Source organism: Shewanella sp. KJ2020 (assembly GCF_024197625.1).
In the GTDB taxonomy this organism is placed as follows: Bacteria; Pseudomonadota; Gammaproteobacteria; order Enterobacterales; family Shewanellaceae; genus Shewanella.
Map to the genome: position 1 here is coordinate 55622 of NZ_JAKUKD010000030.1, position 16361 is coordinate 71982.

Annotated in this window: 9 protein-coding genes and 1 riboswitch; of the genes, 4 read left to right on the plus strand and 5 right to left on the minus strand. The window is 47.3% G+C overall.

The annotated features are described in order from the left end of the window. Positions 1–126 precede the first annotated feature (126 nt). Positions 127–1191: a porin gene (locus MJO46_RS15655; protein ID WP_253990118.1), complete on the plus strand. Its 1065-nt coding sequence runs from the start codon at positions 127–129 to the stop codon at positions 1189–1191. Between the two features lie 430 nt (positions 1192–1621). Beyond that, the gene (locus tag MJO46_RS15660) at positions 1622–2701 is read left to right on the plus strand and encodes a porin (RefSeq protein WP_253990119.1); all 1080 of its coding nucleotides are present in this window, start codon (positions 1622–1624) and stop codon (positions 2699–2701) included. A gap of 177 nt (positions 2702–2878) precedes the next feature. On the opposite strand, the gene MJO46_RS15665 is transcribed toward MJO46_RS15660, so the two are convergent. The 5 genes from MJO46_RS15665 to MJO46_RS15685 all read right to left on the minus strand — a co-directional run bounded on the left by MJO46_RS15665 (position 2879) and on the right by MJO46_RS15685 (position 8700). After that, positions 2879–3580, minus strand: a complete 702-nt coding sequence (locus MJO46_RS15665) for a DUF3581 domain-containing protein (RefSeq protein WP_253990120.1) — start codon at positions 3578–3580, stop codon at positions 2879–2881. Between the two features lie 195 nt (positions 3581–3775). Beyond that, the gene (locus MJO46_RS15670) at positions 3776–4009 is read right to left on the minus strand and encodes a hypothetical protein (protein WP_253990121.1); all 234 of its coding nucleotides are present in this window, start codon (positions 4007–4009) and stop codon (positions 3776–3778) included. Between the two features lie 186 nt (positions 4010–4195). Then, entirely contained in the window at positions 4196–5383 is a 1188-nt protein-coding gene (locus tag MJO46_RS15675) for a lipocalin-like domain-containing protein (protein WP_253990122.1), read from the minus strand. Next, complete coding sequence (locus MJO46_RS15680; RefSeq protein ID WP_253990303.1) at positions 5380–7950, minus strand: FtsX-like permease family protein; 2571 nt, start codon at positions 7948–7950, stop codon at positions 5380–5382. Before MJO46_RS15680 ends, MJO46_RS15675 begins: the two co-directional genes overlap by 4 nt. 60 nt (positions 7951–8010) lie before the next feature. Next, complete coding sequence (locus tag MJO46_RS15685) at positions 8011–8700, minus strand: ABC transporter ATP-binding protein (protein WP_253990123.1); 690 nt, start codon at positions 8698–8700, stop codon at positions 8011–8013. A 436-nt stretch (positions 8701–9136) separates the two neighbouring features. Further along, positions 9137–9268: riboswitch (glycine riboswitch) on the plus strand. Between the two features lie 248 nt (positions 9269–9516). Here MJO46_RS15685 and MJO46_RS15690 point away from each other — a divergent pair. Continuing rightward, positions 9517–10875: a sodium:alanine symporter family protein gene (locus tag MJO46_RS15690; RefSeq protein WP_253990124.1), complete on the plus strand. Its 1359-nt coding sequence runs from the start codon at positions 9517–9519 to the stop codon at positions 10873–10875. Positions 10876–11006: 131 nt separating this feature from the next. Beyond that, positions 11007–16346, plus strand: a complete 5340-nt coding sequence (locus MJO46_RS15695; RefSeq protein ID WP_253990125.1) for a PAS domain S-box protein — start codon at positions 11007–11009, stop codon at positions 16344–16346. Positions 16347–16361 lie beyond the last annotated feature (15 nt).

Sequence of the window (16361 nt, forward strand, 5' to 3'; positions counted from 1 at the left end):
TTGATCTGGATCACGCTTTTCATTCAAAAGCCTGTGCACACTTCGCAGCACAAAGCTTAACCACGTACTGCGGATAACCTCGTTTAACCGCGCATAAAACAGCGACATAAGAACAGGAAACTGAAGATGAAAAAGAATCTGCTCACGACGGCTATTACCTCTTGCCTAGCATTTTGCTCATTCACTGCGCTCGCGGACGGTCCAGAGTTTTATGGCCATGCTGATTTGAGTATTACCGACTCAGAAAAGGGTTACGCCACTCAAAATCAAAAAGATGGCACTGTGCTTGAAAACAACTTCTCTTGGGTAGGTGTAAGGGGTTCTGAAACCGTAAGCCCTTATTTTGATATCATTTACCAAATGGAGTTTGGTGTTGATAACTTTGATAACTCGAATAAAACCTTTAATGCTCGTAACACTTTCCTCGGGGTTAAAAGTGTAGCGGGTACGGCGTTAGTGGGTCGTAATGACACAGTCTTTAAGGCTGCAGAAGGTGGCTTCGACCTTTTCGGTAACACCAATGCCGATATCGATTTGTTGGTTGCAGGTCAAACACGTTCGGCCGATGGCATTTCTTACTACTCTCCTAAAATTGCCGATTTGATCACCCTAAACGCGACTTATCTAATGAGCGATAACTATGATCAAGTAGATAGCAATGGCAATGATGTCTACAGCAAAGATCAAATGTACGCCCTGAGCGCCACCTTAGGGGATAAAAGTCTTAAAACACAAAACTACTATGTTGCCGCCGCATACAATGATGGCATTGAGAACGTAGAAGCCTATCGCGGAGTCGCTCAAGTCAAGTTTGGTGATTTGATTTTAGGGGCGCTATATCAGCACAGCGAACATGTGGATGATAAATTCTCCAATCTGTCCGGTGACACCTACTTTGTTAACGCTGCCTACCTGATTGGCGATCTTAAATTGAAAATGATGTACGGCAAAGATGACTCGGGTTTAGGTAAATATGTGAGTCGTTATGTGGGCGATCAGAATAATGCAGGGTTAGAACAAGTGAGTGATGTTGACCTGCAACAGCTCAGTGTGGGTGCCGATTACCGACTTAGCACTAATACTATGGTCTATGGTCATTACACTCGCTTTGATGGTGACCTTATGTTAGACGGTACTTTACAAGACCTAGATGACAATATCTTTACTGTTGGTTTACGTGTTGATTTCTAAATAGATTATTTAGCTTAAACCGAAATAGATTTTGATAAAAAAGCGGCTTATGCCGCTTTTTTTATTGGCAGCTTTGCAAATCCCACTCATTGAGCCCCTATATGGCAAACTTGCTACAGTATTAGTATATGCTACAGTTAGCCTCGCCGACTCACTTGGGCCTTAGCGCCTAATCTACCTCTTTAGTAGTAAGTGAAACACGCCGTTTTACCACTTTCACGTCAATTTGCGGTCGAGATATACGGAAATATCCTAAAAAAGCCCGAATGCGGACAAGGAGAGCCAAAAACATGATCTGCGCCACAGCCTGCGAGTCGTAAAACTGTAAAAATCGGCGGCAACTTTGTTACCTATTTCAGTAGCAAATGTTTTAAACCACACAAAAACCATGAAAAATGGATAAGAACTTAGGTTCGAGGGAGCACAAAACATGAAAAAGACATTCATCTCTGCATCAGTTGCATCAGTACTGGCATTGGCTTCATTCGGTGCGCTAGCCGAAGGCCCAAGCTTCTATGGTCGTTTAGAGCTTGCAACAACTTATACTGATACAGGCGCAACTCTACAAACTGGCACCAATGGTGTTGATTTGGGCGAAAGCGGCACTTATTTAGAAAATAACTTTTCTCTATTAGGTGTTAAAGGCACAGAAAAAATTGCTGATGGCTTTGACGTTATTTACCAAATGGAATTCCAAGTTGAGAACACTTCCAGCAAAGGTGATGTGTTCAAAGCTCGTAATACTTACTTAGGCTTAAAAACTAACGCTGGTACAGTATTATTCGGTCGTAATGACACAGTATTTAAACAAGCAGAAGGTAACGTAGATATTTTCGGTAACACCAACGCCGATATCGACCGTTTAGTTAGCGCTCAAACTCGTAGCGCTGATGGCGTATGGTACTACTCACCAAAAATCGCTGATTTAGTGACATTAAACGCAACTTATCTGTTCGATGATAACGACACTACCGCAACAACAAATGAAAGCTTATACGCTCTGAGTGCGACTCTGGGTGATAGCAAGTTCAAAGAGCAAAACTACTATGTAGCCGTTGCATACAACAAAGGTATCGATACTGTTGATGCATACCGTGGTGTGGCTCAGGTTAAATTTGGTCAGTTTAAACTCGGTGGTTTATTCCAAAACTCAGAAAGCACTTTCAATAGTGCAATTGACGGTAATACTTACTTCGTTAACGTATCTTATGATCTGAACGGTGTTAACCTAAAAGCTGAATATGGTGTAGATGAAGCTGGTTATGGCTCTTATTTCAAAAACCTTTCTGGAGTTGACTTCAGAAAGGACACTACTGCTAACCTAGCTATCACAGATACAGACATTAATGTTCAAAACTTTAACATTGGTGCTGACTACCGTTTATCTAAATCAACTATGGTATATGGTCAATATGCCATGTACAAAGGTGATTTTGGGCTAAACGGTGGCGCTCAAGTTGATCTGAAAGACGACAACGTAGTTTCTGTCGGTGTACGTTACGACTTCTAATGTCCAATAGGATATAGATACGCGTAAATCGATATTAATCTAATGCCATTCGCTTAAGGGCGAATGGCATTTTTATTGGTTGTTCTTGACCGGAAGTGAGTTATTAGCTGTGACGTACTGTTAGCGGTAACTTACTGGAAGAGTCTTGCTGAAAGAACCTAGCTTAATCCTACGCAATTAGAAGTCAGTCTTGCGACCTTCATAGGTTGCACACATTTGCTGAGCCAGAACCTCATCATAGGGACGTAGGCCACTCATCACTAATGTCTTAATGCCTGTACCTACTAAGGTTTCACCACTGTGCAATTCAAAGTGCAGGGTCACATCACCACGTTTGCCATCTATCTGCAGATCTTGGCCTACGAGGGATAGGGTGACTTCTACAAAATCGAGGGTGCTGAGGTCGAAGGACATGCTCTCGTAAATCACTAAGGGCCGTTCTGGGTTGATCATCACTTGATGTTGTTTCATCAGCGGGATCAAGATATCGATAAAGTTGTGCCCAGAAAACGCTACATAATTGCGGATAAAGGATTCTGTCTGCGCATCGCAGCAGCTGACATCACCTTGGCGGGTTACATTCAAATAGGTTTTATCGCGGTTATCACAAATCGAAAAATGTGCATTGACTTGCTCCGGGAATTGCAGCTCAACGCCATCTCCTACCATACCCGCAAAGCTAAACTTCATGCTTTGGCTTAAGCCATACTGGGTTAATACTAAGGCAAACAGCAAATCACCTGGCACACAAAAACGCTTAGCACCCACGTCGTGAATGGGGTTAAAGTCCTGCGCAATTTTCTTCGCGAAGTCACTGGCTTGTTGGGCTGAAACGGAAATAGCTTGATTTTGCTTGGAAAAATAAGGCGCTAGAAACATATAAACTCTATTTAAAATGGCTCAAGATAAGGATTGATAACAAATTTATCACGAGTCTACCTTAATTTAGGTATTTAACTCACCCGATGACTTGAGTGCAATAAGGCCGTACAAAGTAACATTATGGGGATATTTGTAAAGCCAATCGGGTATGGGTTGTGTTTATTCTGTGTGATATCCCCACAGGCTTGTGTGCTAAGAAACCCTATCAAATTCGCGCTTCAATTGAAAACCATCATCCGTCACTAATTGTTCTAACACTTCAATTCGGCGGCGTAGGGCTTCTAACTCGGTCCTTAATGCTTGGTTTTCTGCGGTTTGTGCACTATTTGCTATGCTTTGCTTCCCGCGAATTTTCATAATTGCCACTACATAGCCACCGACAATGGCAAATATGGGGATAAGTAAGGCGAGTGTTCCAGTATTCATAATAGGATTCCTTTATCTATTGGGGCATGGTTATTCGCTGAGTCTGAATGGTAATCAGAGCATGAAAATAAGTATGCTCAAGTTAACGCTAATCCACCAGTGACAAAAGTCATTCTATTTTTACTTTGTTTTCACCATGTCTAGCTAATCGAGTGCGAATGGATAAAACATAATTGATAGCAGAGATTAATATCCCGTCAGTTCCATATAACCCGTGCCTGTATGGCTGCCAAGGATCTCTACCGGGCCTTCCCAATAAAAGGTCGATAGCGGCATTGCGCTATTAGGATTGAGCGGCGTGATGGTGAGACTGATATTCTCACTGGGGATGTTAACTTGCCAACTGACGGGATAGTCACCATTGACTGTGTGTTGCCATTTGAGTGGTGTCATCTGAATGTCATTAGGATTGTCGGTGGAGTTGATATTGCGCCCCGTGCCATCGGCAAACATTCTTCTGGCGCTATAAAAGGCCGAGATGGGAGCCTTCTTTGAGTTCTCTGCTGGAGATTGATCCCGCAATTGAAACAACATCAGCGCCGAGCCATCGTTTAATCTGAGCGCGAACCAATCCCAACCCTGTTGCGTTTTAGTGAGAAATTGTGAGCTCCATTCCCTGTCGAGCCAGCCTTGGCCTGTGACTCGCTCTATTTTGCCGTTGCGGTTGATTTCACCACTGATTTCAATAAAAGGTTGGCTGTAATAGTAAGATGCCACTTGGCTGTCGCGGCTCTTGATGCTGTAGCCCTGTTTGCCTTGGTATTGTAATGGCGCTTGGCTATTCAGCTTAAGTCGGTAACTAAAATCCAGATTCTCCACCGTTAATGTGGCGGGGAATAATTCCTCCGATTCGCTCAGCCATTGCCAGTTATCTAAGTGAATGCGATAGGGGCTGGCCGTTATGCCAGCAAGTTCAGTGTGGCCGCGTGACCATTTTTCATGGGCAAGATGGTCGCGACTCGATGTTAAGGCGCTGTGGGCGAAATAAAGCTGCTCGCTTGCCCAGGTAGATTGACTCTGGAGGGATGGTTTTTGGAGGGATGATCTTGGGGGCTTAAGTGCAACCCGAAACTGAGTCCATTGGGCACCCAGTTGTTCTCCATTTTCCGTGGTTAAATTGGCCGTGAGATACCACCATTCCTGCCTAAAACCCTTGTGGGCTAAGTGATCCCGTGGAAAGTCGAATTGGTAGCCTAAGACGACGGGGGCAAATGTGCTGTCATTTGCATCATTTGCGGCTTGCCCTAGCACATCGGCCATGGATTTAGGGTCTGTATCTGGCGCCTTTGGTGGATGATCGCAGCCCATAACGGACACTAACAGTATTGCCAACAAGTGTAGTGTTGCCCTGCTTGATATTCTTATCTTCATCATAGGGTTTCCTGCTGCAAACTGGAGACTAACGGCTTACGGGTTTGCCAATATAAGGGTAAGATCACGGCGAAAGTACAAGTGATTAGGGCAATCAATATCGCCTTTGCATAGGCTTGCCAATCCCAAATCATTTGTATTGTCCAGCCAAAGGCTTGCAGGGTTATTTTGTTGATAAGCAGATACCCTAACAGCGCACCCGTTGGCATGGCGATAAGGCAAGTGATCAGCACCACAAGCAACATTTGGATAAATACCATGTTGCGGAGTTCGCTTCTGCTTACCCCGAGGGAATAGAGTCGAGCCAGTGGCGCTTGCCGTGCTTGAGTTAACATTAAACAGGCACTAAAGAGGCCAATCGCGGCGACAATCAAGGTCAAGCTATTCAACACTAAGGTTATCGAAAACGTCCGCTTAAACATGGCGATAGCTTGGGTTTTAATCTTCGTTTGGCTGTAGATTTGTGCTTGGGCTAAATCTAACTCTGTGGCAAGTTGCATTTGAAGTTGCTCAAGCTCTGCCTCAGTAAGCTTGCTGTGCTTATCTTTGCCATAAAAACTTGCCGCGAGGCTGATGGGGTGTCTGGGCAACTGTGCTTGCTGCCAGAGCCCATGGCTGATGATGACTTCGTTGCGAGTATTGCCGTGATCGTAGTAAATGCCGCCGATAATGGCTTGGCTGTTACCCGTTTGCTCCAGTACATCCAAGGATACGCTATCGCCAAGTTGCAATTGATATTTCACGGCGAGGGGCTCGCTCACTAGGATAGTGGGGGTGTTAGTGGGAGCGTTAAAGTAGGATTGCCACAATGTGGGCAGGCTTTCCTTCAGGGTGCTGGTGTGGCGAATCGAATAGTCATCACGACTCAGTAGGTTTATTGGAATTGTTAGCTCACTCGGCTTATCCGTTGATGCTGGCAGTGAAAGCTGGGCTTCAATCTGCCATTGCTGATAAAGACCGCTGACTCTGGGATCCCGCATCAGTTGGGTTTGAATCGCATCGATACGCTGGCTCGGTGGGCGGATATAGAGATCGGCATGTAAGCGGGTTTCTAGCCAAGTCCGCAGGGTTTGCTCAAAGCTACCCACTAAGGTATTCATCGACACATTGGCACTGAGTGCCAGTAAAATTGCCATCATAGCCAAGGAGAGTGGCGCGATAAGCTCGCGGGTTTCGGCGAGCAGATATTGCCATAATCCTGGGCGAGCTAATGGCATTAGACCATTTACCCCCCAATGGAGTAACTGCGGCAATAATAGCGGAATAGCAACAGTGACAACCCCCAGTAATACTAGGCTGATATTGTAGCTCTGGCTGAAGGGGAACAATATTGCGGCAAGGCATAATAGGCCACAGGCGATAACAAATTGCCGACTGTGGATCTTACTGTGTGCCAGAGTTTGTTGATAGCGATTCGCACCTTGGGCGGGGGATTGGCGGGTTAAGTCTATATATAAAGGCAGGCAAGCGGCTAAGGCGGCAACTAACGTGAGGCCGATGGCCTGCGCCAGCCAAGCCCATTGCCAGGCGCCCGGTAGTAAGTGGGCGCCATACATTTGTTCTAATGTCATAGACACCATAGGTTGCAACCAGTGGCTGAGTTGTAAGCCTAGGATAAAGCCGATAGTCGAGCCTAAAACCACTAGGGCAGTCAATTCCGCCAGCAGTGCCCCCATAATCACTCGACGTTCTATGCCTTGCTGCAGTAGCTGGATGAGCAGTTTTTGGCGTTTCATCAAGCTGTAGCGAACCCCGTTATAGGCGATAAAGAGGCCGACCACAAAGGCGAGCATACTCATGGCGTTGAGATTTAAATGAAAACTACGGGTGAGTGCCATTAGGGCTTGGCCTTGATCCTGCTGACTAAAACTGGCTTGTTGCGGTGTAATGCCAAGCTGTTCGAGCCGATTTTTTACCTCCGCTAGTTTATCCCTATCACTGAATAGGGCGATATAGCTGAGTTTTCCCTGTAAACCTAGCAGGGCTTGGGCGAGGGAAATATCGGCCAAGATCGCGCTGCCAAGGCCCCATTTATCATCGATGCTGAAAACCTTCAGCGTGAGGTGCGCCAGTTCAAGCTCGCCCTTGGGGGCAATTTTAGACGCTAAACTGTGGCCCATGATAACCAGAGGTTCGCCGCTGAGTAACTCACCAAGCGGTAGCTCTCCAAGGGAAACACTTTCATCTCTGTCCGACTTTTTTTGAGCTTGCCTGAGCGTAAGGGCGGCGATTAAGTCGCTGCCTTCAATCTGCCAGTATTGTCCATCCTTGCCTGCGACTCGGCCGTTGACCACGGCAAGGCTTTGGCTAAATCCTGCTTGCCTTAGGGCGAAATACACCGATTCTTGTAGACTCTCCTGCCCCAAGGGAGCCGTGAGTAGGATGTCCGCCCTTTGGCTTAAGAGTTCGGTGGCCTCGCTATAACTGCGGATGGCATTGTCATTCGTGGCTTTTACGCCGATAAGTAAAGTGACTGCCAGAGCGATACCGAGCAAGGTAGCCCCCGCCTGTAGCGGAGCGCTGCGATAGTGGGCGAAAAATATCCTAAGACTCAGTAGGATACGTTGCATCGAACCGCTTCGAGAGGCAATGAAAGGGTCATGCCAAGCCGATTGCCGCATTGCCGCTCCTTATCCGTAAATCGCCACAGCACCGTGGGATAAATGCCAGCGCTTTTGCATAAAGGCGGCGCATTCTTCACTGTGGGTGACCATCAAAATACTGGTTTGGCTTTCTTGGGCAAGCTCGCACAGCAGCGCCATCACTTGCTTACCCGAAACATCATCTAAGTTACCCGTGGGTTCATCGGCGAGTAGTAGACTGGGTTTATGGGCTAAGGCGCGGGCGATGGCGACCCGCTGTTGTTGACCACCTGACAAAGCTTCCACTTGGCGGTGAAGTAGTAGTGTCAGCCCAAGTTTTTCAACCAGATAGTCACACCAAGCTGACCACGGCTGCGCGGTTAAACTTAAGGAAAACGCGATATTGTCTTGCACATTGAGGGGCGTGAGTAAGTTAAATTGCTGAAATACGACGCCTAGGGAATTGCGCCTAAAACGGCTCCAATCTTTGTCTTGCCAAGTTGAAGTGGACGCTTGATCGAGTAGGATCTCCCCCGAATCTGGCATTTCAAAACCGGCGATCAGGTTAAGTAAAGTGCTCTTACCGCTGCCGCTGGGGCCAGTGAGCGCCACGGTTTCGCCCCTATTGATCTGCAATTCGACCGCATTCAGCACTTGATGATATTGCTCACCATCGCGAAAGCCCTTGCTCACTTGATTAAGCTTAGCGACAGGATTTAGTTTAGCGAGGTTGGCCATTGAGCTACTCCTTTATATCCATTGGCAACTTGTGGCATCTTGGCTAAGCCAAATTGAGTGGCTGTCACCGAGTGCCTAAGATAAAGCATTTTTTATTCATAGAGATACTGATTTCACTCCGAATGGGATCATTAAAGGGATAACAAAACACAACCCAGCATCTGTTGCAAAAAACATCAATTGAATGAAATCCTTCATGAACTGTGAGCAAACGGGCTTGAGCTGGCGCCGCGTTTATTGCATGCTGTGCGTCCTGTTAGCTTGAGTGCAAGATTCAAGCTAACAATCCGTTCGGATGAAGGTAGCAGGAGAGTGGGGATTTAACCCCACACCGACGAGGCAACTTTGGTTTTATTGACGCGACGCTTTTATCGAAGTGAGTCTTCCAATAAAAACAAAGCACTCTTTCAGGTGCCGTAAGGCGTGGACTGTTACTGGACGAGCCTCTGGAGAGACTGCCAATTGCACTTAGTTTAAAAGGTGCAATCAGGTGGCGCCGAAGGCGAAAGTGTCGTGGGTAATTAATCTGCGGCGCGAAACGCTCAGGCAAAAGGACAGAGGAGAGGATGACTGCACAGTCCCTGTCGTTTGTCGTCGTGGGCTATTTTTATCTTTGCTGGTGATGGCGCACTTTTGCATCTATCCACAGCACTCGTATAGAGCATTCGCTTGCTACGCTTTTTGCGTTCAGCTGGAGTGGATCTCAGTCGAGAACAGGTCAAAATAGTTTGCAATAGCGTCCGACTGCGGCGCGTCACAGCCATTTCTTTTCCTCCTCCGTTTATTAATTTTGTTGTTTAATATTCGAGGAATATCATGAGTTTTCAAGCTTTTCTTGCCAGTATTAATGGCATCGTCTGGGGGCCAATCACCCTCTGTTTGCTGGTGGGCACAGGGGTTTATCTCACCGCGCGCCTCAAGCTTATCCAAGTGTTTCGTCTGCCTATGGCGCTGGGATTATTGTTCAAACCCGCAAAAGGTCATGGGGATTTATCTTCCTTCGCCGCGCTGTGCACTGCGCTGTCCGCAACCATAGGCACGGGCAATATTGTTGGCGTGGCGACGGCGATCAAAATGGGTGGCCCAGGGGCGTTATTTTGGATGTGGCTGGCGGCATTTTTCGGTATGGCGACTAAATATGCCGAGTGTATGCTCGCGGTAAAATACCGTACTACCGATGCCCGCGGGCAGATTGCTGGTGGCCCTATGTACTATATCGAGCGCGGCTTAGGCATGTCGTGGATGGCGAAATTGTTCGCTCTCTTCGGGGTTGGCGTGGCTTTTTTCGGGATCGGGACTTTTGCACAGGTCAACGCCATCAGCGATGCGCTGACGATTGCCTTTGAGGTGCCGACTTGGTTGACCGCGACCCTGCTGACTCTGTTAGTTGCCGCCGTGACTTTGGGCGGCGTTAAGCGGATTTCCAATGTGGCGCAAAAGCTGGTACCTGCCATGTCGATTGGTTATGTGCTGGCCTGTGTGTGGATCTTAGTCGGTTTTTCCGAACAAATTTTACCCGCCTTAGGCTTAGTGCTGGAATCGGCCTTTACGCCACTCTCGGCGGCGGGGGGATTTTTAGGAGCGACGGTTGCCCAGGCGATTCAAATCGGTATTGCTCGCGGGGTATTCTCCAATGAGTCAGGCCTAGGTAGCGCGCCGATTGCAGCCGCTGCCGCTAAGACCAATGAACCCGTGGAGCAAGGTTTGGTCAGTATGACGGGCACTTTCTTCGATACCATTATCATTTGCACTATGACGGGCTTAGTGCTGATCATCACAGGCGTATGGAGTGGTGAAACTGCCGGCGCGGCGATGACGAGTGCGGCGTTCGCCCTCGGTGGTTCTGCGGTTGTGGGCCAGTATTTGGTCACGATTGCGCTGGTGTGTTTTGCCTTTACCACCATTTTAGGCTGGCACTATTATGGCGAGCGCTGTTGGTACTACTTAGTCGGCGAGCGCGGTTTACGCGTGTATCAAGTGGTGTTTTTAGTGCTGATCGCGGGCGGTGCCTTTATCAAGCTCGATGTGATTTGGCTGCTGGCGGATACGGTTAATGGTTTGATGGCGATTCCGAACTTGATCGCCATTGTGGGTTTGAGACATATCATTATTGCCGAAACCCAAAGCTATTTTGCCCGCATGTTGCCAAACTCTGCGTTAGAGACGGCTTATTAATGTTTTGAAAACAATATATTAGTTCACATTATTTTAACTTTGACATTGTCGCCACTAGGTTCTTCGTTTACTTTATTAAGTGCTGTTTAAAAAATGTGTACTTTTAAACGTTGGAACTTTGGGGCGACGCCATGGACAGAAGTAAACTTCGTACCTTTCGCAGCAGGATTTTATCGCATATTGCCCTGCCGTTGATTTTAATTATGACGGGGGTTTATGGCGTAAATTCTTGGTTTAAATATCAAGCAGTAGAAAAAGCGCTATATAAAAAATTAGAACAGCAGGCTAGCGATTCGGCTTATCGCTTACAACTTATCCTCGAGAATGCCCAAACTAATACCCAAGGTGTTGCTGATTTTATTGATTTTATACCAAATAAAGAAAGTATTAATAATGTTGATAACATCACTCGGATGTTAACGAATCGTCTCGAACGTAACCCTGATTTTTATGGTTCTGCCGTTGCGTTTAAACCTAACACTTTTGCCGATAAAAGACTCTTTTCCCCCTATGTATACCGCGATGGTGATGAATTTCGTTATTTGGATATAGGTGCAGAGGGATATGATTATACCGATGGTTCATGGGATTGGTGGTCGAAGGCGATCAATCAAGCGGAGGGGTATTGGTCGAAGGCCTATTTTGATGAGGATGCTGGAAATACCTTAATGGTGACTTACTCGGCTCCCTTTGGGCCTGATGACCATTACTTTGGGGTGGTGACCGTTGACTTAGCCTTGTCTAGGATGCCTGAACAATTAGGGATAGCTTCAGATAGGTTAGTGGTATTAGACGAGCAGGGGCGGTTTATCTTCCATAGCGATAAGAATAAAGTGCTCGCTATGACCTCATCTGAATGGCTCGATAAGCACGCCAAGAAAAATCAAGAATTTTGGGCTCTGCTGGAAAAAAGCCTCAATGGGCAAGCAAGCTTTATTGATGACAAAGGCATAGTCTATCTTGCCAGTCTGGCAACCGTGCCTAAGCTGCAATGGCGCGTGCTCGTTATGGTGCCGCAGCAGGAGTTATTTACCTCAATGCACGATGATATTGCCTCTATCGTGCTTAACCTTAGCCTGTTGACCCTGTTGCTGCTATTGACCTGCTATATCGCCGCTAAACGCCTGACCCGTCCCTTAGAATTACTTGAATCTGGTATCCTGGCCTTTGGCCAAGGTAAAGCGCAGCAGCTTGTTATTCCCCCTGGCGCCGTCAGTGAAATAGTGACTCTGAGTCACACCTTTAACCAGATGGCCGAGTTATTGGCTGAGCGCGAACAGGCGATACTCGATTCCCGTGGTAATCGTTTTGCCCGTTTGATCGATGGCATGAGCGAAAAGTCCTTCTATTGCTCACTCGACCCCTTGGGGCAGTTGGCTCAAGTGAGCGAGGGTGTGACTAAGGTGCTGGGCATTTCCCCTGATCTCTTAAAGCGCAAATATCAAAGGCTCTTCTCGGCCCATCCGCTTAATGAAAAAAACTGGGAATACACGGATTTAGCATTAAAAGGCCAAAATGTTCCTTCGCATCAGGTCGAAATGCTCGATGGTAAAGGCCACCCAAGAAGACTCGATGTTTTTATGCAGCCCTTAGTCTCAGAGACGGGTGAATTAATGTCGGTGGAAATGTTGTTTACCGATGTCACCGAACAATTTTCAGCCGCCGCTTGGTCTAATGCCGTGCTAGAGGCGGCACCCGAGGCCATGTTGATTGTCGACCAAGCGGGTAAGATAGTGTTTACCAACACCCGCTGCCAGCAGCTCTTTGGTTATGACTTACAGGCCATGCTGGGCCTACAGGTCGAAACCTTATTACCCGAAGCCTTGGGGAATATACAAGGGCACGATAAGTTGCTCGAGAGGCGTGCTCGCTCCGTGGACAATGCGCGCCATGTGCGGGCCTTAAAGGCCGATGGTAGCGAGTTTGTCGCTGAAATCGCCTTGAGTATGCTTCCCGCAGATATTAATGGCAGTCGACAGGTGGCCGCATCCATCCGGGATATGACCCAAAAAATAGCGGTTGAGCAAAAAATTCGTGACAGTGAACTACGTTTCCGAGGGCTAGTCACCAATATTCCGGGTGCCGTATATCGCACTCGGATCGGCGATGTATGGGTCATGGAATATATCAGCGACAATATCGCCGATATTACTGGTTACGCCGCAAGCCAATTTATTGAGAACCGCCAACGCACATTTGCCTCCTTGATTTTGGAGGATGATCTGGCCCTGTGCCATAGCCATATCGACAGGGCACTGGCACAACAGGAAACCTTCGAGGTGGAATACCGTATTCGCCACCGCGATGGCAGCATTCGTTGGGTGCACGAAAAAGGTAAGGCAAGTTACAACGAGGACGGTTTCCCTCTTTGGTTTGATGGCAGTATCGATGATATTACCGAAAGTAAACTCGCTTTAGTCGAGCTTGAGGCCTCGCGTCTGCAACTAACGAATATCACTGAGTCAATCCCTTGTATTGTGTACCAACTGCGGTGGAATTCACCATCAGACCGCACATTTACCTTCCTATCCGCCGCTGCTATCCGTATGTTAGGGCTGCACCGCGATGATTTGATGAATGACTTCGATATTATCGCCGAGCGGATCTTTGATGAAGAGCGTCCCGATGTTGTGCGGGCACTGGCGGGCAAGAGCGATGATAAGCTGCAATGGTTACGTGAGTTCCGCTATCGTCACCCTAATGGCAGCATACGTTGGCTGGAGGCGGGTGCTAGTGGCCATATGACGCAGGATGGCGCGATCATTTGGAATGGTTATTTGATGGACATTACCGAACGTAAAGCGATTGAAGAAGAGCTTGCGGTCAGTGAAGCTCACTTTAAGGCACTGTTCGATGGTGCGACCATTGGCATAGTGAACGTGGATACTAAAGGTGTGATCCTCGATTGCAATGAGCAATTCTGTAAGGATCTAGGCCAGAGCCAAGATGAACTACGCAATACGTCTATTTTCGAGGTACTTAATCCGAATGATAAAGAGATTGCTAAGGCGCAGTTTAATAAGTTGGCCGAGGGCGAGATCGATCATTACCGTGGTGAGCGTCGCTTTATTAATCCCTCGGGCAAACCTTTGTGGATGATGGTCAATGTGTCGGCACTCTTGAACACTAAGGGACAGTTTGACTCTGCGGTCATGAGCATGGTCGATATGACAGAGATTAAATTGCTATCGGACCAATTGCTGGTCGCCAAGGAAGAGGCCGATGCAGCCAGTAAGGCTAAGGGGGATTTCCTTGCCAATATGTCCCACGAAATTCGCACTCCTATGAATGCCATTATCGGTATGTCACAGCTATGCTTGCAGACCGAACTCGATAAGAAGCAAAAAAACTATGTTGAAAAAATAGAGCGGGCTTCGCAATCTTTACTCTCGATTATCAATGACATCCTCGATTTTTCTAAGATCGAAGCGGGTAAGCTCGATATAGAATCTGTGCCATTCCAGCTCGACACTATGCTGGAGGACCTCAGTGATATGTTCTCTGAAAAAGCTGCCCATAAGCAGTTGGAGTTGTTATTTGCCGTCGCCCCTAATGTGCCTCGGCACCTATTTGGTGACTCACTGCGTTTGGGTCAAGTGCTAATTAACTTGATGAATAACGCGATTAAGTTTACTGAGCGTGGCGAAGTGTTGTTGTCGTTAAACTTAGTCGAGCAGCAAAACGACGATGTGACCCTGCGTTTTAGCGTACGGGATAGCGGGATAGGTTTAACCAATGAGCAGCAAGCAAAATTATTCCAATCCTTCAGTCAGGCCGATACATCCACTACACGTAAATACGGTGGTACAGGCCTAGGTTTAGCTATCTGTAAGCAGTTAGTCGAGCTTATGGGAGGCAGTATTGGGGTTGAGAGCCAGTTTGGACATGGCAGTACCTTCTACTTCACAGTGAAATTACAAATCTCGAGCGGTCAAAAATTAGCGGTAGGCCAAGAGCTTGAAGGCATGTCTGTGCTAGTGGTCGACGATAATGCCACCGCAAGGGACATTATGCGTACCACCCTAGAAGGGATGGGATTCTTGGTCGATACGGTTCGTTCTGGGGAAGAGGCCGTTAATCGCTGCGCTCAGCAGGACTATGCGGTGGCGTTGATCGACTGGAAAATGCCGAATTTAGATGGATTAGATACGGCACGGCAAATCCTACAACAGACAAAAACACCGCCTCGGATTTTGATGGTATCGGCCCATGCTAATCAAGATTTTTTAACCCAGATAGAGCAGTTAGGTTTAGCGGGATATATCAGCAAGCCCATTAGTGCCTCACGCCTGCTCGATGGCATTATGAACGCACTTGGCCGTGCGGGAGTTCTGCCTGTCAGGCGGCACAATGAGGCGCTCGATCCTCAGATCCTCTTGCCCCTTAAGGGTAAACGTATCCTCTTGGTCGAAGATAATGAGATGAATCTTGAGGTGGCGACCGAGTTTTTAGAACAAGTTGGGATTATTTTATCCATAGCAACCAATGGCCAAATTGCCTTAGATAAGTTAACACAGCAGAGTTTTGACTTAGTGCTGATGGATTGCCAGATGCCGGTTATGGACGGTTACCAAGCCACTAAGGCATTGCGGCAACGCCCTGAGCTTGCCGAACTGCCCGTGATCGCTATGACGGCAAACGCGATGGCAGGTGACAAGGAAATGTGCGTTCGCGCTGGAATGAACGATCATATCGCCAAGCCTATCGAAGTGAACATTCTCTACCTGACGCTGCTTAAGTATCTGGCGGCGGATAGCCATGCGATGATCAATACGGACACTGGTAATGTTAATGGCTTAGGCGGCACCAGCGGCCAAGTACAGGGCGGCGAGGCTAAAGCTAAAGCCAGCAATACCGATCTTGCATCAGTAGTGAAGTGGCCAGAGCATCCCGAATTGGATATCGATAGGGGATTACAGCTAGTACAACATTCCAGTCGTTTATATCAACGAATATTTGATCGTTTTTTAAGTGGTCAACGTAATGTCGTTGAGGCGATAAATAAGGCCGTTACCGCCAATAAACCCGAAGATGCCGTTAGGATTGCCCATACTCTCAAGGGCTTAGCAGGCAATTTAAGTTCGACCAAGTTAGCCGAGCTTGCTCGTCAGCTAGAATTACATTTGAGTGAAGGTAGCCCATACCAGGCCGAACTTGATCAAATTCAAGTACTAGTGGCATCGATTTGTGAGGCCATAGAGAAAGTTAACTCGGATTCTGGGGCTCAAGATACGCCAACGGACGAAACGGATCTGTTACCTCCAGCATCTTTGAGCGCGGCGCTAAAACGATTGCGCCAGAGTCTAGAGGACGCTGATTCCCAGGCCGTAGCGCAAATTAATGCATTAAAACCCCAAGTGAGTGTCCAGTTATGGCGGCAGTTAAGCCCCGCACTGACTATGATCAATCAATATCAGTTCGATGAAGCGGTCGATTTGATTGATGAAGTTATCGCTGAATTAGCGCTGTAGTTTACGGATAAAGCC

Coding starts and splice junctions, on each gene's coding strand:
- MJO46_RS15685 (WP_253990123.1), bottom strand. CDS start 8,700: ATGGCCAACCTCGCTAAACTAAATCCTGTCGCTAAGCTTAATCAAGTG.
- MJO46_RS15660 (WP_253990119.1), top strand. CDS start 1,622: ATGAAAAAGACATTCATCTCTGCATCAGTTGCATCAGTACTGGCATTG.
- MJO46_RS15665 (WP_253990120.1), bottom strand. CDS start 3,580: ATGTTTCTAGCGCCTTATTTTTCCAAGCAAAATCAAGCTATTTCCGTT.
- MJO46_RS15670 (WP_253990121.1), bottom strand. CDS start 4,009: ATGAATACTGGAACACTCGCCTTACTTATCCCCATATTTGCCATTGTC.
- MJO46_RS15680 (WP_253990303.1), bottom strand. CDS start 7,950: ATGCAACGTATCCTACTGAGTCTTAGGATATTTTTCGCCCACTATCGC.
- MJO46_RS15695 (WP_253990125.1), top strand. CDS start 11,007: ATGGACAGAAGTAAACTTCGTACCTTTCGCAGCAGGATTTTATCGCAT.
- MJO46_RS15690 (WP_253990124.1), top strand. CDS start 9,517: ATGAGTTTTCAAGCTTTTCTTGCCAGTATTAATGGCATCGTCTGGGGG.
- MJO46_RS15655 (WP_253990118.1), top strand. CDS start 127: ATGAAAAAGAATCTGCTCACGACGGCTATTACCTCTTGCCTAGCATTT.
- MJO46_RS15675 (WP_253990122.1), bottom strand. CDS start 5,383: ATGATGAAGATAAGAATATCAAGCAGGGCAACACTACACTTGTTGGCA.